15 protein-coding genes are annotated in these 19,765 nt (G+C 61.2%); 2 read left to right on the top strand and 13 right to left on the bottom strand.

What is annotated here, in order from left to right; translation table 11 throughout:
• Nucleotides 1-46 precede the first annotated feature (46 nt).
• The 13 genes from HJY11_RS00420 to hprK form a co-directional block, all read right to left on the bottom strand.
• Nucleotides 47-1,189, bottom strand: coding sequence for a glycerate kinase family protein (locus tag HJY11_RS00420; protein ID WP_208074132.1), 1,143 nt, complete (start codon nt 1,187-1,189; stop codon nt 47-49).
• Between the two features lie 85 nt (nt 1,190-1,274).
• Nucleotides 1,275-2,705: an Asp-tRNA(Asn)/Glu-tRNA(Gln) amidotransferase subunit GatB gene (gene gatB, locus HJY11_RS00415; RefSeq protein WP_208074131.1), complete on the bottom strand. Its 1,431-nt coding sequence runs from the start codon at nt 2,703-2,705 to the stop codon at nt 1,275-1,277.
• 12 nt (nt 2,706-2,717) lie between these two features.
• Complete coding sequence (gene gatA, locus HJY11_RS00410) at nt 2,718-4,190, bottom strand: Asp-tRNA(Asn)/Glu-tRNA(Gln) amidotransferase subunit GatA (RefSeq protein ID WP_208074130.1); 1,473 nt, start codon at nt 4,188-4,190, stop codon at nt 2,718-2,720.
• A 13-nt stretch (nt 4,191-4,203) separates the two neighbouring features.
• Nucleotides 4,204-4,473: an Asp-tRNA(Asn)/Glu-tRNA(Gln) amidotransferase subunit GatC gene (gene gatC / locus HJY11_RS00405; RefSeq protein ID WP_208074129.1), complete on the bottom strand. Its 270-nt coding sequence runs from the start codon at nt 4,471-4,473 to the stop codon at nt 4,204-4,206.
• A gap of 71 nt (nt 4,474-4,544) precedes the next feature.
• On the bottom strand, nt 4,545-6,515 hold the full coding sequence (gene ligA, locus HJY11_RS00400; protein ID WP_208074128.1) for an NAD-dependent DNA ligase LigA: 1,971 nt from the start codon (nt 6,513-6,515) through the stop codon (nt 4,545-4,547).
• Nucleotides 6,516-6,685: 170 nt separating this feature from the next.
• Nucleotides 6,686-7,363, bottom strand: a complete 678-nt coding sequence (gene yunB, locus HJY11_RS00395; protein WP_208074127.1) for a sporulation protein YunB — start codon at nt 7,361-7,363, stop codon at nt 6,686-6,688.
• 154 nt (nt 7,364-7,517) lie between these two features.
• Nucleotides 7,518-8,498, bottom strand: coding sequence for a 6-phosphofructokinase (gene pfkA / locus HJY11_RS00390; protein WP_208074126.1), 981 nt, complete (start codon nt 8,496-8,498; stop codon nt 7,518-7,520).
• 91 nt (nt 8,499-8,589) lie between these two features.
• A complete protein-coding gene (locus tag HJY11_RS00385) occupies nt 8,590-12,138 on the bottom strand; it encodes a DNA polymerase III subunit alpha (protein ID WP_208074125.1) in 3,549 nt (1,182 codons plus the stop codon).
• A complete protein-coding gene (gene whiA, locus HJY11_RS00380; protein ID WP_208074124.1) occupies nt 12,128-13,063 on the bottom strand; it encodes a DNA-binding protein WhiA in 936 nt (311 codons plus the stop codon). The genes HJY11_RS00385 and whiA overlap by 11 nt, the downstream gene beginning before the upstream one ends.
• Before the next feature lie 3 nt (nt 13,064-13,066).
• A complete protein-coding gene (gene rapZ, locus HJY11_RS00375) occupies nt 13,067-13,927 on the bottom strand; it encodes an RNase adapter RapZ (RefSeq protein WP_208074442.1) in 861 nt (286 codons plus the stop codon).
• 79 nt (nt 13,928-14,006) lie between these two features.
• Entirely contained in the window at nt 14,007-14,912 is a 906-nt protein-coding gene (gene murB / locus HJY11_RS00370) for a UDP-N-acetylmuramate dehydrogenase (protein ID WP_243764072.1), read from the bottom strand.
• 31 nt (nt 14,913-14,943) lie between these two features.
• The gene (locus HJY11_RS00365; RefSeq protein WP_208074123.1) at nt 14,944-15,666 is read right to left on the bottom strand and encodes a phosphatase; all 723 of its coding nucleotides are present in this window, start codon (nt 15,664-15,666) and stop codon (nt 14,944-14,946) included.
• 63 nt (nt 15,667-15,729) lie between these two features.
• The gene (gene hprK, locus HJY11_RS00360) at nt 15,730-16,692 is read right to left on the bottom strand and encodes an HPr(Ser) kinase/phosphatase (protein ID WP_208074122.1); all 963 of its coding nucleotides are present in this window, start codon (nt 16,690-16,692) and stop codon (nt 15,730-15,732) included.
• A gap of 183 nt (nt 16,693-16,875) precedes the next feature.
• Here hprK and HJY11_RS00355 point away from each other — a divergent pair, with 183 nt between their 5' ends.
• Nucleotides 16,876-18,036, top strand: coding sequence for a glycosyltransferase (locus HJY11_RS00355; RefSeq protein ID WP_208074121.1), 1,161 nt, complete (start codon nt 16,876-16,878; stop codon nt 18,034-18,036).
• Nucleotides 18,037-18,255: 219 nt separating this feature from the next.
• Nucleotides 18,256-19,635, top strand: a complete 1,380-nt coding sequence (locus HJY11_RS00350) for an NAD(P)/FAD-dependent oxidoreductase (protein ID WP_368041507.1) — start codon at nt 18,256-18,258, stop codon at nt 19,633-19,635.
• Nucleotides 19,636-19,765 lie beyond the last annotated feature (130 nt).

Genomic DNA, 19,765 nt, shown 5'->3' with positions numbered 1-19,765 from the left:
AGGCGCTTTTTGTGAGTAAAAAATGGGAGGCCGCTTCTCCCATCGGTTATTGCCAGCCCATCTCCCGTAAGAAGTGCAGCAGATTGTCTGCTGTCTGCCGGAGGTTTTCGGCGCTGCGGTGGCGGGCGGTGGCAAAGGCCTCGGCCCGGGGATTGATGGAGAAGATACCCGAGACCCCCTCGGCGTAGGCGGCCTCTGCGCCCTCGCCGATCTCCCCCACCAGGGCGATCACCGGCACCCCCTGTGCCCGGGCCCGGCGGGCGACCCCGACAACCACCTTGCCGCGCAGACTCTGGCTGTCGATCCGCCCCTCCCCGGTAAAGACCAGGTCGGTCTCCCGCAGCAGGTGGTCAAAGTGCACCGCGTCCAAAAGGGCGTCGATCCCCATCTGCAGCCGAAAGTCCAGCAGGGCGCAGACGCCGCCCCCCATCCCCCCGGCGGCCCCTGCCCCCGGCAGCTGCTGCAAATCCCGCCCCGTTTCGGCAAGGATCGTCTTCGCCAGCCAACAAAGCCCCTCGTCCAGCTGGGTCACCTGGTCAGGGCTCGCCCCCTTCTGGGGGGCAAAGACAGCCGCCGCGCCGCTGGGGCCGTAAAAGGGGTTGTCGATGTCGCAGATGGCGACCTTTTCGGCGGCTGCCAGCCGCGGGTCGAGCCCGGAGCGGTCGATGGCGGCGATCTGCCCCAGGGTACTGCCAACGGGGATAAAGGATACCCCCTTGTCATCCAAAAAGCGAACCCCCAAGGCGGCGGCCGCACCGGCCCCACCGTCGTTGGTGCAACTGCCCCCCAGGCCCAGTAAAATCTTCTCACACCCCCGCGCCAGGGCGTCGGCGATCAGCTGCCCCACCCCGTAGGTGGTGGTCTGCAAAGGGTCTTCCCGGCCCTCTACCAGGGGAAGGCCGGCGCAGGCCGCCATTTCAATGACGGCGGTGCGGGGGCTGCCCTGCAAAATGCCGTAGAAGGCAAAACACTCTTCAAAATAAGGCCCCGCCACCGGAATGGCGATCTTCTCGCCCCCGAGGGCGGCGAGAAAGGCGTCCACCGTCCCCTCGCCCCCATCCGCCACCGGGATGGCCCGCAGCTGGGCCGAGGGATCGCAGCGCTGGACGCAGTCGGCCAGAATATCGCAAATCTGCCCAGAGGTGAGGGTGCCCTTAAAGGAGTCGGGCACCGCGAGGTAGCGCTTCATCGACAGAGTCTCCCCTCCCTTTCGCCTTGATGAGAGAGGGGGAAAGCCCGCAGGCCCTCCCCCTCTCGCTCAAAAACGGGTATTTCTAAATTTTTTCTTCCAGCAGCTGGCGCATCAGGCCGGGGTTTCCCTGCCCCTTGGAGCGCTTCATGCACTGGCCCACCAGGAAGCCCAGCACATTGGTCTTGCCGTTGTGGTAGTCCTCCACCGCCTTGGCGTTTTCGGCCAGCACCTCGGCGACGATGGCCTCCAGCACGGCGGTGTCGCTGACCTGGGCGAGCCCCTTCTCCTTGACGATCTGGTCGATGGCGATCTCCCCGTCGTCGAGGATGCACTCCAGCACCGTTTTGGCGGAGGTGGTGGAGATGGTTTTTTGGTCGATCAGGGAGATCAGTTCCACCAGCCGCTCGGGGGTGAGGGCGAGATCGCCCAGTTCACAGCCCCGCTCGTTGAGGACTTTGGCGATGTCGCCCAGCAGCCAGTTGCAGACCGACTTGGGCGCCACCTTTCCCCCTTCGAGGCACCGCTCAAAGAAGTGGGAGCGACTCACGTCCTCGGCGATGAGGGTGGCCTCTTTCTGGGGCAGGCCGTAGGCGATCATATACCGCTCGATCTTCTGGTTGGGCAGTTCGGGGATGGTGGCCTTGAGCTCCTCCACATGCACCTCGGGGATGTAGATGGTCCGCAGATCGGGCTCGGGGAAGTAGCGGTAATCCTGGGCGTCCTCTTTGCTGCGCAGCAGCTCGGTGACCCCCTTGGCGTCGTTCCAGCGGCGGGTCTCCTGCTCGATGACGCCGCCGGCATCCAGAATTTCTTTCTGGCGGGCCATCTCGTACTCGATGGCGCGGACAGCCCCGCTAAAGGTGTTTACGTTCTTCATCTCGCAGCGGGTGCCGAAGGTGTTCGACCCCTTGGGCATCAGGGAGACGTTGACGTCGCAGCGCAGAGACCCCTCCTGCATTTTACAGTCGGAGATGTCCAGGTAGAGGAGGATGGAGCGGATGGTCTCCAGGTAGGCATGGGCCTCTTCCGGGCTGCGGATGTCGGGCTCGGACACAATTTCGATGAGGGGGACGCCGCAGCGGTTGAAGTCCACCAGGGAGCCGTCAAAGGAGTCGGCGTGGATGAGCTTGCCGGCGTCCTCTTCGATGTGGATGCGGGTGATCCCCACCCGTTTCTTCTCGCCGTCGACCATGAACTCCAGATAGCCGTTTTCGCACAGGGGGATGTCGTACTGGGAGATCTGATAGGCCTTGGGCAGGTCGGGGTAGATGTAGTTCTTCCGGTCCTGCTTGGTGACGTTGTTGATGGTGCAGTGGGTGGCGTGCCCCATGCGGATGGCGTACTCCACCACCTGCTTGTTGAGGGTGGGCAGGGTGCCGGGCATTCCCAGGCAGATGGGGCAGCACTGGGAATTGACCTCGGAGCCAAAGGAGTTTTTGCAGCCACAGTAGATCTTGGTTTTGGTGGAGAGTTCCGCATGGATCTCCAACCCGATGACAACTTCGTATTCCACGGTAAACCCTCCTTATTTCGACGCGATGGCGGGGACGGTGAACTGGTAGCCCGTCGCCTGTTCGTAGTGGTGCCCGGCACTGAGCAGCACATCCTCCCCAAAGTGGGGGCCGATGAGCTGCATGCCGATGGGCAGCCCCTGCTTGTCCCTGCCGCAGGGCATGGCCAGGGCGGGCAGTCCGGCGATGTTCACCGGCACAGTGCAGATGTCGGACTTGTACATCTTCACCGGATCGTCGATGTTTTCGCCCAGCTTAAAGGCCGTCTGGGGGACGGTGGGGGTCAGCAGGAAATCGCAGCCGGCAAAGCAGGCGTCAAACTCGGCGCAGAGGGCGCTTTGGAAGGCCTTCCCCTTTTTGTAGTAGGCGTCAAAATAGCCGGAGGAGAGGACGTAGGTGCCCAGCATGATGCGGCGCTTGACCTCGGCGCCAAAGCCCTCGGTGCGGGTGTTGACATACATCTCCTGCAGGTTCTGGTAGTGCTCGCTGCGGTAGCCGTACTTGACCCCGTCAAAGCGCGCCAGGTTGGAGGACGCCTCTGCAGAGGAGATGATGTAATAGGCCGACAGGGCGTGGGGGGAGGAGGGCAGCGAGACCTCTTTCACCTGGGCGCCCAGGGAGCGAAAGACCTGGGCCGCCTGCATGACGGCGGAAGAGACCTCCTCGTCGATCCCCTCGCCGAAGTACTCTTTGGGGATGCCGACGGTCATCCCCTTTACATCGCGGGCCAGGTAGTCGCGGTAATCCGCCCGGTGGCCCCGGTCACAGGAGGTGGCGTCCATCTCGTCCGCGCCGGTGATGGCCGAGAAGAGCATGGCGGCGTCCTCGCAGCTGCGGGCCATGGGGCCCACCTGGTCCAGGGAGGAGGCAAAGGCCACCAGCCCGTACCGGGAGACGGCCCCGTATGTAGGCTTGAGGCCCACAATGCCGCAGAAGGAGGCGGGCTGGCGGATGGAGCCGCCGGTGTCGGAGCCCAGGGCCAAAACCGCCTCGCCGGCCGCCACCGAAGCGGCGCTGCCGCCCGAGGAGCCGCCGGGAACCCGGCTCAAGTCGTGGGGGTTGCGGGTCTTTTGAAAGTGGGAGTTCTCGCAGGAGGAACCCATGGCGAACTCGTCCAGGTTCACCTTGCCGGTGATGGGGAGAAGGTTTTCCTCCACCTTTTTGACCACGGTGGCGCTGTACGGGGGGACAAAGTTGTAGAGCATCTTCGAGGCGCAGGTGGTGGTGACCCCCTCGGTACAGAGGTTGTCTTTGACGGCGATGGGGATGCCTGCAAGCGGGGGCAAATCCTCTCCCCCGGCGAGTTTTTGATCCACCAGGGCGGCGGTCTTGCGGGCAGACGCCTCGGTGAGGGCCAGGTAGCTTTGCACCTGGGGCTCACAGGCGGCGATCTGCGCAAACACCGCATCGGTGATCTCGGCGGCGGTGATCTCTCTGTCGCGCAGCAGCCGGTGCAGCTGGGCGGCGGTCTTCTGAATCAGTTCCATTTCCCTGCTCCTCCTATTCCAGTGTCTTGGGGACGATGACGCAGCCCGCCTCTACCTGGGGGGCGTTTTGCAGCAGCTTGTCCCGCGGGGTGGAGGGGCGAATCTCGTCCTCCCGCAGCTGCATGGCGTCCTCCACCCTGGGTTTGGCGTCAAAATCGGCCTGGTCGGGCAGGGCCTCCACCATCTGGATGATGTCGCTCATCTGCTTTTGATAGGTCTCGATCTCATCGTCCTCAATCTTCAAATAGGACAGCTTGGCAATGTGCCGCACGTCGATTTCCATATCCATTCCTCCATCTGTATAAGGGTTTATGCCGCCCCTGCAGAGCGGCGGTCTCTGGCAAAATACACCTGCTAAATCAACTCTAAAAACGCCTCTTCCGTGAGGACGGGGACATTCAGACTCTCGGCCTTTTCCAGCTTGCTGCCGGCGTCCTCCCCCGCCACCAGGTAGCTGGTGGCCTTGGACACGCTGGAGGAGACCTTGCCCCCGTTTTGTTTGATGAGCTCTTCAATCCCCTTGCGGGTGAATCGGGTGAGCTTGCCGGTGACCACGAACTTTTTGCCGCTCAGTTTGTCCCCCACCGCCTGCTTTTGGGCGGTGGTATTGACCCCCCGGGCCACCAGCTTGTCGACTACCCGGCGGTTTTCCTCCTGGGCAAAGAAGCGGACCACGTTCTGCGCCATCACCCCGCCGATGCCGTCGACGGCGCTGATCTCCTCCTCTCCGGCGGCCATGATGGCCTCCAGGGTGGGAAATCGCTCGCAGATCAACTCCGATGCGCGCTTGCCCACGTTCTTGATCCCCAGCCCGAAGAGCAGCCGGGGCAGGTCGTTTTTCTTGGACGCCTCGATGGCGGAGATGAGATTTTGGGCCGCCTTTTCCTGAAAGCCCTCCAACTCCACCACCTGTTCAAAGGTGAGGGCGTAGAGGTCGCCGAAATCCTCTACCAGCCCGGCCTTTTGCAGCGCCTCGATGATGGCGGGACCCAGGCCGTCGATGTCCATGGCGTCGCGGGAGCAAAAGTGCCACAACCGGCGAAAATTTTTGGCCGGGCAGTGAGGGTTGGGGCAGCGGGTGGCCGCCTCGTCCTCAGCCTGAACGGTCTTGGTGCCGCAAGAGGGGCAGTAGGCGGGAATCTGAAAGACCTGAGAGCCCTCGCAGTGGCGCTTGACGGCCACCACCTCGGGGATGATCTCCCCCGCCTTGCGCACCACGATCACGTCGCCGACACCCACCTGCTTTTCGTTGATGAAGTCCTGGTTGTGCAACACGGCGCGGCCCACGGTGGTGCCAGCCAGGGTGATGGGGTCAAAGAGGGCGGTGGGGATGAGGGCGCCGGTGCGGCCAACGCTGATCTCCACCTCCCGCAAAATGGTCTCCTTCTCCTCCGGCGGGTACTTGTAGGCAATGGCCCACTTGGGGTATTTGGAGGTGCTGCCCAGCTCCTCCCTCTCGTGCAGGTCGTCCACCTTGACCACCGCGCCGTCGATGTCAAAGGGGAGTTTTCCCCGCAAATCGTCAATTTGGCGGATGCGCTCCACTGCCTCCCCGGCGCTCTGGCAGAGGACAAAGTCGGGCGAGACGGGAAAGCCCTGTTTTGCCATCCAGTGCAGCGTCTCGCTGTGGGCGGTAAAGGCCTTGCCCTCGATCTGTTGCAGGTTGAAGACAAAGATGGAGAGCCCCCGCTCCCCGGTGATGGACGCGTCCTTCTGGCGCAGGGAGCCGGCGGCGGCGTTGCGGGGGTTTTTGAAGGGCTTTTCCCCCTCCTCTATCTGGCGCTCCACCAACTTTTCAAAGCTGGCACGGGGCATATACACCTCCCCCCGCACCTCCAAAAAGCCCTGAAAGGGGATGGTTTTGGGGATGTCCTTTATGGTGCGCAGGTTGACGGTGATGTCCTCTCCCACCAGGCCGTCGCCCCGGGTGGAGCCCCGCACCAACCTGCCTTCCCGGTACTCCAGCGAGACCGAGAGGCCGTCGATCTTCATCTCCACCACGCAGGGCATGACGCCGCCCTCGGGGGTGATCTTCTGCAAAAACTCCTCCACCTCGTCCACCGAAAAGACGTCCTGCAAACTCTCCATCTTCACCTGGTGGGCGACCTTTTCAAACTGGTTGGAGGAGACGCCCCCCACCCGGTCGGAGGGGGAGTGCTCGCTCTTGTACTGGGGGTGCTTGGCCTCCAGCGCCCGCAGCTCTTGGGTGAGCTGGTCGTAGTCGTAGTCGCTGATCTCGGGGTCGTCTTGGTTGTAGTAGCGGTCGTTGTGGTACTCGATCTGCCTCTCCAACTCCCGCATCCGCTCAAAAACGGCGTCTGGCATAGCTGTCTCTTCCTCCGTTCATACACTCGTCTAGTATAGCATATCTCTCCCCTCTTTTACAGGGGCTGTTCTCAAAATTATGGGGCAAATTTCCACCCCCTATACCCTTTTGCCCCAGCTTCCAAAAAGCCGGGCAGCCCCGCTTTCAGGGCCGTCCGGCGCGCGCTTGCCTATTTGGTGTAGTCGTTGATCTTTCCGATGAGGGAGGAGTCGTCCCCGGTCACATGGGTGAACTGGTCTGGCGTCGCCCCGACGATGATGGTCTCTGCCAGGGTGTAGCCGACGTTGAGCTCGGTCTGGGTCACATACCCCGGGATGATGGCCGAGAGCATGACCGACACCTTCAGCACCACCCGGTGCCGGGTCTGGTTGATACCCGCTGCATCAAATTGGCTGTCCACCGAACAGGCGGCATAGGACGAGGGCTGTACCCGCAGGGTGATGTCGGGCCCCACGCCCTGCAAAATTTGGGTGCCCAGCAGGGAACCCACCGGGATTTTGATGGTCTGCAGCCCAATCTGGGACATCTCGCTGTTGATGCGGTCGGTGATCCCCGCCTTGAAGAGGTTGACATTGACGGTGTTGAGGGAGATGCCGGTGACCTGGGAGCTGTCGTCCCGGGTGACGGTGGAGAAGGTGTCGTACGTCACCCCCTCCTTACCCAGGTAATCGAGGATGGCCGCGTCGATCACCTCGGTGGCAAAGCTCTTGATCTGGTAGGTGGCAAAGGACTGGACCATCGGCCGCAGCTGGTGGTCGATTGCCGCCACCGCCCCCAACAGGACAAGCAGCAACACCCCCACCCGCAGCAGCCATTCCCGCCGGTGCCGCTTTCTGCGGTGCTTCATCTGCATCCCCTCCCCCGCTCAAACTCTCTGTTCCATTCTATGAAAGGGCGGAAAAAAGGTGAAATTCAACTTTTAAGTGCGGTGTTTCCCCCTTTGGAATGCAAAAAAGCACCCTCTGCCGATTGCGGGCAGAGGGCGCTGAAAACCAGCTTTGCTAGATGGAGATGGCGTGGCCGATGTTGAGCAGCCGCTCGTCGATGGTCTTTTGCATGGCCAGGGCCTCGTTGATCTCAAAGTCGACCAGCTCGCCCTTCTGGATAGCTACCACCCGGTTGCCGATGTTCTGGGAGAGCAGTTCCACGGCGCGGTAACCCATCTTGGTGGCCATCACCCGGTCGCGCAGGGTCGGGCTGCCACCGCGCTGCACATGGCCGAGTACGGTGGTGCGGGAGTCGATGCCAAGGGTGTTCTGAATCAGCCCGGCGATGTCGCCGGCGCTGCCCACCCCCTCGGCCACCACCACGATAAAGTGGCGCTTGCCCACGCTCTGGGAGTAGCGGATGCGGTCGAGCAGGTCCTTCTGGGGGTCAAAGGGCTTTTCGGGAACCAGAATGACGCAGGCCCCGCAGGCAATGCCGGTGTTCAGGGCGATGTGCCCCGCCCGGCGGCCCATCACCTCGACCACGCTGCAGCGCTCGTGTGAGTGGGCGGTGTCCCGCAGCTTGTCGACCATCTCCATGGCGGTGTTCATGGCAGTGTCATAGCCGATGGTGTACTCGCTGCAGGCGATGTCGTTGTCGATGGTGCCGGGGACGCCGACGCAGGGGACCCCGACGTTGGAGAGGTCTTGCGCGCCGCGGAAAGAGCCGTCGCCGCCGATGACCACCAGGCCGTCGATGCCGTGTTTCTCGCACATCTCTTTGCCCTTCAAAACGCCGGACATCTCTTTGAACTCCAGGCAGCGGGCAGTGTAGAGAATGGTGCCGCCCCGCTGGATGATCTCGGACACCGAGCGGATGCTCATGTCCATGATCTCCTCATTGAGAAGACCGGAATAGCCGCGCATGATCCCCTTGACCTTGATGCCCATGGAGATGGCGGTGCGGACGACTGCGCGAATGGCGGCGTTCATGCCCGGGGCATCTCCGCCGCTGGTCAAGACGCCGATTGTCTTGATCTCTTTATCGGTGTGCATGGTGCGAACCTCCTATATGTCAACTACCTTTTTCACATACCAATTTATTGTACACGGCAGCCCAATTGATTGCAAGGACTAAAATGGGAAATCAGGAAATGATAACGTTTTTATCTCCAAAAATATTCTTTAAAGTCCGCATCAGATCCTCTGTCGGCCCCACCCGCAGGGTCTTGCTCTTGAGCTTCTTGCGGGTGTCCGCAAAACAGATGTAGACTGGGTAGTCGCCTGGATAGCTTCCCACCAGCGAGGGGATTTTGGCCATCAGCGCCTCGTTGCGGTTGGGCAGAAGGATGTAGAGGGCCCGTCCGTCCGCCCGCTCCGTCAGCGGGGGGACCGGCGTTTGCGGTGCGGGGGCGGCAACTGGGGTGGCCGGCGCAGTCGGGCGCGCTCTCCCCCCTCTGGGCGGCGGCGGGGATTCGGCCTCGGCAGGGGACTGCACGTACTCGCAGATGAGTTTGGGTGCCTCCTCCTCGCGGATGGAGAGGTGACCGCCGATGACGACAATGGCGTTTTCCCGCAGCAGGGGCCTGTACTGCTGGAGGGTGGAGGGAAAGACCAGCATCTCCATGGTGCCGGTGCGGTCTTCCACATCGGCAAACATCATGGTGCTCTGGCTCTTGGTGATCTTGGTGCGGGCGGCGGTGACCACCACCAAAAAGCGAACGTTAAGGCCGTCTTTGCTGTCGTCGAGCTGGAGCATGGAGGCAATCTGCGGGAACTTGCCCCGCTCGATGACCTCCCGGTACTCGTCCAGGGGATGGGCGGACATGTAGCAGCCGATGATCTCCTTTTCCATCTGCAACTTTTCCCGCAGGGGGTAGTCCTCCACCGCGGGGAGGGCGAAGGGCTCCTCCTCCCCCTCCTCCCCGCCGCCGAAGAGATTGAGCTGTCCCTCTACGTTGCGCCGGTCCCGCTCTTCAATGTAGTCGAAGAGGCCGTCGATGGCCTCTACCTGGGCGCGGCGGTTGGGGTTGAGCTTGTCCAGGCAGCCGCAGCGCACCATGTTTTCAATGGCCTTTTTATTTAGCTGCCGGGTCAAGATCTTCTTCATCCGGTCGACAAAATTGTAGAGGGAGGTAAAGGGCCCGCCCTTCCCTCGCTCCGCCACGATCTCGGCGATGACCCCCTCCCCCAGCCCCTTGATGCCCAGGAGGCTGTACTGAATGGCATCCCCCGACACGGTGAAGCGCTGGTAGCTCTCGTTGATGTAGGGCGGCAGCACCGGGATCTTCATCTGGTCGCACTCGGCAATGTACTCGGCCACCTTATCGGTGTTGCCCAGCACGCTGGTGAGGAGGGCGGCCATGAACTCCTTGGGGTAGTGGCATTTCAGGTAGGCCGTCTGATAGGCCACATAGGCGTAGGCCGCCGCGTGGGATTTGTTGAAGGCATAGGAGGCGAAGGAGGACATCTCGTCAAAGATGTCGTTGGCCGTCTTCTCGTCAATGCCGTTTTTGATGCAGCCCACGCACTGGCTGTCGGGGTCCTCGTCGCCGTAGAGGAAGCGCTGGCGCTCCCTCTGCATCACGTCGGCCTTCTTTTTGCTCATGGCCCGGCGGACCATGTCGGCCTGGCCGTAGGTGAACCCCGCCAGCTTGCGACAGATCTGCATCACCTGTTCCTGGTAGACGATGCAGCCGTAGGTCACGTCGAGGATCTCCTCCAGCCAGGGGTGCTTGTAGGTGATGAAGGCGGCGTTTTTGCTGGCCTTTAAGTAGCGGGGGATCGAGTCCATCGGCCCCGGGCGGTAGAGGGAGATGACGGCGATCAAGTCCTCGATGCGGGTGGGGCCCAGGTCGGTGAGCACCCGCTTCATCCCCTCCGATTCGAACTGGAACACCCCCCGGGCATCGCCCGAGGCCAGCATCTCAAAGGTGGCCCGGTCCTGCTTGTCGATGGCGCCGATGTCAAAACCTGGCTCCCGGCGGCGGATCATCCGCTCGGCGTCGCTGATGACCGTCAGGGTGCGCAGGCCGAGGAAGTCCATCTTCAAAAGGCCCAGTTCCTCCAGGGTGGTCATGGTAAACTGGGTGACGATCTGTCCGTCGGTGCTCTGCAAAGGCACGTACTCGTAAACTGGCAGCCGGCTGATGACCACCCCGGCGGCGTGGGTGGAGGCGTGGCGGGGCATCCCCTCCAGCTTCATGGCCATCTCCAGCACCTCGTGGGCGGTCTGATCACTGTCGTAGAGCTGCTTGAGATCAGCCGAGATCTTCAGCGCCTCGGCAATGGTGATGTGCAGCTGCATGGGGATGAGCTTGGCGATCTGGTCGCAGGTGGAGTAGGCGATGCCCAGGGCCCGCCCCACGTCCCGCACGGCGGCCCGGGCCGCCATGGTGCCGAAGGTGATGATCTGGGCCACGTGGTCGGCGCCGTACTTTTCAATGACATAGTCGATGACCAACTGCCGCTTCTCATAGCAAAAGTCAATGTCGAAGTCGGGCATCGAGACCCGCTCCGGGTTTAAAAACCGCTCGAAAATCAGGTTGTACTCAATGGGGTCGATCCCGGTGATGCCGATGCAGTAGGCCGCCAGGCTGCCCGCGCCCGAACCCCGCCCCGGCCCCACCGGGATGTCGTGGCTCTTGGCGTAGTTGACAAAGTCCTGCACGATGAGAAAGTAGTCCACATACCCCATCTGGGTGATGACCCCCAACTCATAGGAGAGCCGGTCCTGGATCTCCTGCGGGCAGTCCTTCCCGTAGTGATTCCAGAGCCCCTGCCAGCAGAGGTCCTCGAAATAGGACTGGTTGTCGCCGGTGGGCGAGGTAAAGTAGGGCAGCTTGGTGACCCCGAATTCGAAGTCCAGCTGGCACATGTCGGCAATTTTGCGGGTGTTGGCAATGGCCTCGGGCAGGTGGCCGAAAAGGGCCTCCATCTCCTCCCTGCCCTTGACGTAAAACTCCTCGGTGGAAAACTCAATGCCGGTGTCCTCGTCCACCGTCTTCCCCAGCTGGATGCAGGTGAGCAGGTGCTGCATCTTGCTGTCCTCCCGGCTCAAGTAGTGGCAGTCGTTGGTGCAGACCAGGCCGATGTCCAGCTTTTTGGCCAGGGCCACCAGCTTGGGATTGACCTCCGCCTGCAGATCCAGGCCGTGGTTTTGCAGCTCGATGTAGTAGCGGTCTTTGCCAAAGAGATCGCGGTAAAAGCGGGCGGTCTCCTCCGCCCCCTTCTCATCCCCCTGCAACAGTAAGCTGGGCACCTCACCGGCAATGCAGGCCGAGAGGGCGATGAGCCCCTCGCTGTGCTCCTGCAGCAACTGGTGGTCGATGCGGGGCTTTTTGTAGAAGCCGTCGATAAAGGCCTGGCTGACCATGTAGATGAGGTTTTGGTAGCCGGTGTAGTTTTCGCAGAGGAGCACCAGATGGTGGTTTTGCGAGTCGAGCCCGTGCACCTTGTCGGTGCGGGCGCGGCTGGCCACATAGACCTCGCAGCCGATGATGGGCTTGACCCCTTTGGCTTTGGCGGCCTTGTAGAAGTCGATCACCCCGTACATCACCCCGTGGTCGGTGATGGCCACCGCGTCCTGTCCCAGGGAGAGGACCTTGTCCATCAACTGGCCAATGCGGCAGGCCCCGTCGAGCAGGCTGTACTCGGTGTGCAGGTGCAGGTGAACAAAGCCGTTGTCATTGGCCATTGTTTCCTTCCTCCTCTCGCAACTTTTTTGCCAGTTCTCGTATCTTTGCCAGCCGCCGGTTGAGGCTGGAACGACTGATTCCCGGCGGACAGACCTCCATCAGCTGGTTGAGGGACGCCTCGGGGTTTTCCAGCCGCAGCCGGGCGGCCAGCAGCAGCTCTTCCCCCAAGAAGTCCTCCCCCCTCTTCTCCAATATGTACTCGATGTCCGCCGTCTGACCGGCTGCGGCGGTAGCGGTCTTGTCGATGTTGGCGGTCTCGCAGTTGGTGAGGCGGTTGACCTGGTTGCGGATGTCCTTGTAGATTTTGACATTCATCACTTCCAGCGACTTCATCGGCGCACCGACCGCCACCAGTACCTCCTCGATCTCCTTGCTGTCCTTGAAGTAGAGGAGGTTGACGTTTCCCCGGCGGGAGACCTTGGGCTGCCAACCGATGCGGCGAAATTCCTCGGCCAAGTCCCCCATCAGTCCCCGGCGGGAAGAGGTCAGTTCCAGATGGTATTCCTTTTGGGGGTTGGTGACCCGCCCCATGCTCAAAAAGGCGCCGGCCAAAAAGTGGCGGCGGCACTCGGTGCAGAGAAAGCACTGGCGCTGGATGCGCAGGCTCACCTCCTGCCCGGCATGGCCGTAAAAGAGCAGGATTTGCTGGATGTCGTCGGGGTCCACAATGCGAAAGGAGTAGAGGCTGTGCCCGGCGGCGTTCTGCCGCTCAATGCTGTAGGTGCGCATCATCTCGCCGAAGATGCGGCGGGTCAGCTCCTTGGCAAACTGCACCACCGCCTTTTTCTCCGACACCAGTTCGATGGAGGCAGCGGAAAAAGACCTGCCGCCGAGCAGCAGGCCATACAACATGGCCGCCGCACAGCAGCGGGTCTCCGGCACATTTTTCATGATCTCCGTCTTGACCGAGGTGGAAAATGACATGTTCTACCTGTCCTTTAAGATGTCCCGATGGGTGACCTTGGCCTTGAGCCCCTGGTCGGTAAAGTGGCGGTTGAGGGTCTCTGCAATGGCCACCGAGCGGTGCTTGCCGCCGGTGCAGCCGATGCCGATGACCAGTTGGCTCTTGCCCTCGTTTTTGTAGTAGGGAACCGAGAAGTCCAACAGGTCGAAGAGTTTTTGCACGTAGAGCCCCGTCTCCTTCTGCCCAAACACATAGTCGTAGACCGGCTGGTCCAGCCCGGTCTGGTGCTTGAGTTCGGGAATGTAGAAGGGGTTGGGCAGGAACCGCACATCAAAGACCAGGTCCGCCTCCACCGGAATGCCGTACTTAAAGCCAAAGGAGAGGGTGTCGATCTGGAAGAAGGAGGAGGCGCTGTCGGCAAAGATGTCGATGATGCGCTGTTTGAGCTGGGTAATGGAGAGGAGGGTGGTGTCGATGACATAGTTGGCCTGCTCCTTTACCGGCTTGAGAATCAACCGGTCAGCGGCCACCGCCTTTTCCAGGGAACCGGCCACATCCAGCAGAGGGTGGCGGCGGCGAGTTTCCTTGTAGCGGCGCACCAGCACCTCGTCGGCGCAGTCCAAAAAGAGGATCTTCACGTCGACCCCGGTGGCCTTTATGCTCTCCACCTCTTCCAGCAACTTGTAGAAAAAGTCGCCCGAACGGGCGTCGGCCACCACCGCCACCTTGCGCAGCTTGCCGTCGGTCTGTGCGCAGACCTCAAAGAAGCGGCCGATCAGGGCCGGCGGTATGTTGTCGATGCAGTAGTAACCCATATCCTCAATGACCCGCACCGCCTGGCTCTTGCCCGCCCCTGAAAGGCCGGTGATCACCAGAAGCTCCATCTTCGCGTCCATTTTCACATCCTCCTCGCCAACTGCCCGGACAGGCAGCCTGTCTTGTTCTGTCGGCAAAGAGCAGCCCTCACTGCTCCCCCAAAAAGCGCACCTCCGGCTCCAGGGAGAAGCCGGTCTTTTCGCGCACGATCCGCTGCACCTCGGCAATGAGCCCCAGCACGTCGGCGCAGGTGGCGCCGTCGGCGTTGACCACAAAGCCGCAGTGCTTCTCGCTCACCTGGGCACCGCCCACCGAAAAGCCCCGCAGCCCGCACTCGTCGATGAGTTTGGACGCATAGCTGCCCTGGGGGCGCTTAAAGGTGCTGCCGGCACTGGGCTTCTCCATGGGCTGTTTGGTGTAGCGGCGGCCCAACAGGTCGTCCATCTTCTCCTTGACGGCGCCCTTCTCCCCCGCCTGCAGCGCGAGGCGGACCCGGGTGATGAGGCAGTCCCGGTCGGAAAAATAGCTGTGGCGGTAGGAAAAACCACACTCCTCCCGGGAAAAGGTCTTTTCCTCTCCCCCCTCCCAGAAGGTCACGGAGGAGAGGACGTCCTTCATCTCGCCGCCGTAGGCGCCGGCATTCATATAGGCCGCCCCGCCCACGCTGCCGGGGATGCCCCAGGCAAATTCCAACCCAGAGAGGCCGTGCTGGTAGGCACTGTAACACAGCCGGGCCAAAGAGACCCCTGCATCTGCCTCCACCGTTTCGCCGTCAAAGGAGAGACGGCCGTATTTGTTGGCGCTCTTGAGCACCACGCCGCGGTAGCCTCTGTCCCCCACCAGCAAGTTGGAGCCCCGCCCCAGCGGGAACCAGGGCAGATCTTCCCTCTCCAACAGGGCGTAAAGTTCCCCCGCCGCCTGGGCGGTGTGGGGGATGACCATCCAGTCAGCCGCCCCTCCAATGCGAAAGGTGGTGTGGCGGGAAAGGGGCTCATCGCGCAAGATGTCACAGTCCTTGGTCTTTGCCTCTTGAATAAAGCGGTCGTAGTTCAAAGCGATCCTCCTGCCAGTGCAGTATTTCCGGTCACAGGGAGACCGGGACGCGCCGGTTGGCCAGGGCCTTTTCAAAGCGGCCCAGGTCGGCGTTGACAATCAGTTCTTCGGGGAAGTCGGCGGCCGCGAGGATGTCGGTGGCCTTTTCAAAATCCCCCACCCGGAAGGGGGAATGGGCGTCGGTGTTGACAATGACCTCCACCCGGTGCTCCTTGCAGAGCTTGGCGATGGTGAACATATTTTCAGCCGCCCCCTCGCGGAAGGTCACCGACGAGGCGTTGAATTCAATGTACTTGCCGCTGTCCTTAAAGAGGGGGACCACCCGCTCGTAGTCAAAGCGGTAACAGTTGGCCCCGGGGTGGCCAAAGACATCCACATAGGGGTTTTTCAGTAAGTTGAGCACCGCCTCGGTGTTCTCCTCCACACTCCCGGGGGCCATGACCTCGGGGTGCATCGAGCAGACCACCCATTCCATCTTCTGCAAAAAGTGTTCGTCCAGGTCCACCTTGCCGGTGCAGTCCATCAAATTCAGCTCGCACCCCCGCAGTACCCGCACCCCTTCAATGACGGGGGGAAGCTGGTGGAGGTTGCCAAAATGCCAGAGGTCTGGGGAGTCGGGCATGGAGGGGGCATGGTCGGTCATCCCCAAAATGGGAAGCCCCTTTTCGGCGGCGCCCCGGGCCATCTCGATAACGGTGCCGTAGGCGTGGGTGGAGGCCAGGGTGTGGGTGTGGGTGTCTGCGATCAATCTCATACTGATTTTATCTCCTTCGGCGTTACACCATTTACTCTATGTGGCAGGGCTGCCGTTCATCCCCTAAAAAAGGTCGATGTCCTGCTCCTCTGCCTTTTTTACGTCCTCGATCATCCCCAGGTTGGTCAGCAGCTGGCGGGCGGCGTTGTAGCCCATTCTCTTCTGGCGGTTGTTCATGGCCGCCACCTCGATGATGATGGCCAGGTTCCGCCCGGGTTTCACCGGGATGGTGAGAGAGGGGATCTTGATCCCCAAAATTTCGGTGTGGGTGTTCTCCAGGCCGATGCGGTCATAGTTCTTGTCGGCCTCCCAGGGCTCCAGATGGATGATCATGTCCACCTTTTCACTCATCTTGACCGAGCCGATGCCAAAGATGCGGCGGACGTTGACAATGCCGATGCCCCGCAGTTCGACAAAGTGGCGGATGTTGTCGGGCGAAGTGCCAACCAGGGTGGTGGTGGAGGTTTTGCGCAGCTCCACCGCGTCGTCGGCAATGAGTCGGTGCCCCCGCTTGACCAGCTCAATGGCGGTCTCGCTCTTGCCGACGCCGCTCTCTCCCAACAGCAAAATTCCCTCGCCGTAGACCTCGACGAGCACGCCGTGGCGGGTGATGCGGGGAGCCAGTTCGATGTTGAGCAGGGAGTTGAGCCCTGACATGAAGGCGGAGGTGGGCTCGCTGGTGCGCAGCAGGGGGACGCCATTTTCCTCTGCGTAGCGGATGGCGGACTCGAAAATTTCCAGCCCGCGGGTGAAGATGACGGCGACTGGCTGGGTCTTAAAGAAGCGGCAGAGGCTTGCATCCCGCGCCTCGTCGTCCAGGTCCAGCAGATAGGAGTACTCCAGATTGCCGATGAGCTGAATGCGGGAGCAATCAAAAAAATCGTGATGGCCCGCCAGGTAGAGGCCGGGGCGGTTCAGATCGCCCACGGTGATGGCGATCTCGGCGGGGTCTTTGGGCATCACGATGGGTTCCAGGCCGAATTTGTGCACGATGGTAGCAAGACTTACGCTGAATTTTCCTTCCAATTTGCAGTCCCCCCTTAATGTATCTTAAGTATATATGAAAAATGGCCTCCTTTCAACTGACATTTAGCCGGAAGCGTTTCTTTTAAAAAACGGTTATGGTATACTGGGGTCAAGTAAAATCGGTCGGCCCCTCCCCCCGCAAACCAGGGCCTGCCAAACCAGTACAGAGGAGTTCTTTGGATTATGAAAGTAGCGCTTTTTGTCGAGACCTATCTGCCGTACATCAACGGTGTGGTCACCCATGTCCACTCGCTGAAAACCGGTCTGGAGATGCTGGGCCACCAGGTGCTGGTGGTGACTGCCGACCCGGAGGTGAAGCGCCACACCTTAAAAGACGGGGTTCTCTACTGCCCCTGTAAAAAGCTCAAGCGAATTTACGGCTACGGCCTGGCCGCCCCTGTGAGCCGGGTGCGGGAAAAACTCATCGACAACTTCGCCCCCGACATCGTCCACATCCACCAGGAGTTTGGCATCGGTCTCTTCGGCTATCAGTACGCCAAGCGGCGCAAGGTTCCCATGGTCTACACCATGCACACCATGTACGACGACTACCTCTACTACGTGGTGCCCAAGCACCTGATCCCCGCCGCCAAACAGGTGGCCGGCCGCTACTCGCGGATGTTTGTCAAAGCCGCCGCCCAGGTGACTGGCCCCTCCAAAAAGGTCGAGAGCTACCTGCGCAGCCACGGCATCAAAAAACCGGTCAACGTGGTGCCCAACCCGGTGGAACTGGACACCTTCAACCTGGAGCACGCCGACATGGAGAAGGTCGCTTCCCTGAGGGAACAACTTGGCTACGCGGCCGACGACTTTGTCACCGTCTTTGTCGGCCGGGTCGGGAAGGAAAAAAATATCGACCAACTGCTGGATTTCTGGGCCGCCTCCCAACTGGTTAAGGAGCCCCACCTCAAGCTGATGGTCATCGGCGACGGGCCGGAGCGGGAAGAGCTGATCGGCAGGGCCGCAGCACTGGGTCTCTCGCATCAAGTACAGTTCATCGGCAAGGTGATGCACGACCAGCTGCTGGAATACCTGGTGGCCTGCGACGCCTACGTCACCGCCTCCCTCTCGGACACCAACTCCATCTCCATGCTGGAGGGGATGGCGGTGGGTCTGCCGGTCTTTCACATCCACGACCCCCTGAACAAGGGCCAGGTGGTGGAAGGGGTCAACGGATTCATCTACAACAGCGCCGACGAGTTGGCGCAAAAACTGCTGGCCTACCGCGACTTGGAGGACAAACAGCCCCTCAAGGAGTCGGTGGTGGAATCGGTACAGCACTCCGGCGCCAAAACCCTGGGCGAAAATCTCGAAAAGATCTATGTCAAGGCCCTTCGCTCTTGACTAATGCAGATTTTGTGATATACTATCGCATCGGGTAGAAAGGATACAGCTGTCCTCGAAATGTGGACATCTCCCCTCTTCTGCCCCTGTGTACGATACAGAAATGACTGCGGCCCGACCTGGGTCGCCGCCTGCACTTCAAATGGCGCGCCAAATCCCCCGGCCAAGCGGGAGCGCGCCATTTTTTGTGGCGCAGAGAAGAAAACGGAGGATACCACGGTGAAAAAACAACACTACGACATTGCCATTATCGGCGGCGGCATCGGCGGCATTATGGCCGCCTACCGGATTGCGGAGAACGCCCCGGAGAAATCGGTGGTGCTGGTGGAAAAGGGCCATGCCATTGTCAAGCGGGTCTGCCCCATCGTCGCCAAAAAGGTGCAAAAGTGCATCAAGTGCGAGTCCTGCGCCATCATGGAGGGAATGGCCGGCGCCGGCGCTTTTTCCGATGGCAAATATGTCATCTCCACCGAGTACGGCGGCTGGCTGACCGACTTTTTGTCCCCCAGCACGGTCATCGACTACATTGAGCAGGCCGACAAGATCCTGGTTTCCTTCGGCGCCACCACCGAGCGTTTTATGCCCAACAACGACCTGAAAAAGCGCTGCCTGCAAAACGACCTGCACATGGCCCAGGCCCAGCTCAAACACCTGGGGACCGACGCCAACTTCGACACCATGCGCAAGCTCATCGAGGAGATCAGCTCCCGGGTGGAGATCGTCACCGACACCAATGTGGTCGACGTCAACCGAGAGAGCCACGAGATTTTCACCGAGGACCGCAGCGGTACCGCCTCCTTCAAGGCAGACGAGATCATCTTTGCCGTGGGGCGGGCCGGCAGCCGCTTCTTCTCCCAGTGGTGCGCCCAAAACCAGATTCCGCTGGAGAACAACCAGGTGGACGTGGGGGTGCGCGTCGAACTGCCCTCCATCATCTGGGAGGACTTCTCCAAAAAGATTTACGAGCCCAAAATCTGGTATCGCTCCAAAAAATACGGCGATGTGACGAGGATGTTCTGCTTTAACGAGCGGGGCCAGGTGGTGACCGAGAACACCGACGGGGTGCTCACCGTCAACGGCCACGCCTACCGGGACGAGGCCAAAAAGAGCCAGAACTCCAACTTCGCCCTCCTCTCCACCATCCGCTTTACCCAACCCTTCAATCAGCCCATCGAATACGCCCGCCACGTGGCCCGGCTGGCCAACCTCATCAGCGGCGGCAGCGTGCTGGTACAGCGCCTGGGGGACCTGGAAAACGGCCGCCGCACCGATGAGGCCCGGTTGCGCCAGTCCACCACCCGCCCCACCCTGGACGCAGTGGCCGGCGACCTCTCCCTGTGCATGCCCAAGCGCCAGCTCGACAGCATCTTGGAAACCCTGCACGCCCTGGACACCATTGCCCCCGGCACCGCCAACCACGACACCCTGCTCTACGGCATTGAGTGCAAATACTACTCCGCCCGTCCGGCGGCTGACGACTTTGCCATCAGCGGCTGCAAGGGCATCTATGCCCTGGGCGACGGGGCCGGCTTCACCCGTTCCCTCTCCCAGGCGGCGGCCAACGGCCTCTATGTGGCCGACAAGCTGACCAAAAAATAGGATTTTCCCCTTTGCAAAAGCGGCCAGACCGATTCATTCGGCCTGGCCGCTTTTCTGTGCGGGGGACGCGGCAATGGTCACTCTGCCCGCCGAAAACTGTGCAAACGTTTGCCAGCAATCTCTCAGAATC

The organism is Bittarella massiliensis (ex Durand et al. 2017) (assembly GCF_017566145.1).
GTDB classification, from domain to species: domain Bacteria; phylum Bacillota; class Clostridia; order Oscillospirales; family Ruminococcaceae; genus Bittarella; species Bittarella massiliensis_A.
This window is presented reverse-complemented; position numbering and strand designations above follow the sequence as displayed.